This window comes from Mesorhizobium sp. M7D.F.Ca.US.004.03.1.1, assembly GCF_003998635.1.
Lineage (GTDB): Bacteria > Pseudomonadota > Alphaproteobacteria > Rhizobiales > Rhizobiaceae > Mesorhizobium > Mesorhizobium loti.
This window is the reverse complement of sequence record NZ_RZQG01001324.1, coordinates 1-1,207: the sequence shown is the minus strand read 5'-3', so window position 1 is coordinate 1,207 and position 1,207 is coordinate 1. Positions and strand designations below refer to the sequence as shown.

Here is a 1,207-nt window from a genome sequence, read left to right as displayed (position 1 = left end):
GGCGCGCGGTGCCGGCATGACCGGTTGGCAACGGCTCACCAAGGTCGAGCTGCTGCTCAGCGCCCCGATCATTCTCGGCGGCATCAGGCTGTCGGTGGTCATCAGCCTTGCCACCGCCACCATCGGCTCGACCGTGGCCGCAAAGACCCTGGGCGAAGTGATCATCGCCGGGCTGTTGTCCAACAACCTTGCTTTCATCCTGCAGGGCGGCCTGATCGTGGCAGCCCTTGCCGTGCTGATCTATGACGGTCTGTCGGCGATCGAGCGCTACACGGCGCGCCGTATGGGCAGAGAGGCGGCCTAGTTCGCGACCTCACCTGACGCTGATGCGCTATGACGCGCTACTCGCGGCAATGAAGGCGTCAACCGGGCCAAAGAACCTCGGCTGTTCTGCTATGATCTTCTCGTCGCTCCATTCCCACCAGCGGATAGCAAGCAATCTCGCAATCTGGTCGTCAGTAAACCTGTTACGGATGAGCTTGGCAGGATTTCCGGCGACGATCGCATAGGGAGCTACGTCCTTCGTTACGATCGAGCCGGCTCCAACAACGGCACCATCACCAATCGTTATTCCTGGCATGATGATTGCGCGTCGTCCGATCCATACATCGTTGCCGATTTCAGTCGGTCCGTTGACCACCAGATCACTATAGGCAACCATCGACTTTGTCATGAGAGCTCGGAATGGGAAAGTTGAGACAAACTGCGTCGGATGATTGGCGCGACAAAGGAATAGGACTTCCTCCGCTATTGAACAGAACGCTCCTATTCTTAGCGGCGAGGTTTCATCGCACCAATAGATATTGCTGGGCTTCACACTGTATGTCCTGCGGCCAACTGATGCATGCTGCGGCAGGACTTCCGGATTGGGAACTCGTCTAAGCCCAAGCTTGGTTCTAAGTTCTCTTGCAAATCCCATTTGTGCCTAAGCCATTTTGGTTAGAGGTTTGACTTCGTTCATGTGCTCAACGTTTCTATACTAGGCGGGTACGTCGCGGCACCTATTTGACCCTGCACCGCCAACGGAAACGCAACGGCACGGCGTCGACCTTCTTTGTCGCCAGGAAAGTTTCAATTTCGAAGATAGCCGAAGACGCGAGTCGGCTCTGCCTGGATTCTGTCAGTGACCCGCTACTTTCTGTGGGCGACCGAGAGAATTGGATCAAGTTCGGAGGGCCGCTGCTCTCAGAAGCGAGCTGGGCTTGGG

The 1,207-nt window shown here is 56.7% G+C and carries 1 protein-coding gene and 1 pseudogene; one reads left to right on the top strand and one right to left on the bottom strand.

Annotation, left to right across the window (positions count from 1 at the left end; translation table 11 throughout):
* The coding region (locus EN935_RS36735; protein ID WP_127374276.1) for an ABC transporter permease subunit at positions 1 to 304 on the top strand (304 nt) is incomplete at its 5' end.
* 27 nt (positions 305 to 331) lie between these two features.
* Here the strand turns inward: EN935_RS36735 and EN935_RS41625 are convergent.
* Positions 332 to 631: pseudogene (locus tag EN935_RS41625) on the bottom strand (CatB-related O-acetyltransferase); the annotation flags it as partial.
* Positions 632 to 1,207: the final 576 nt, after the last annotated feature.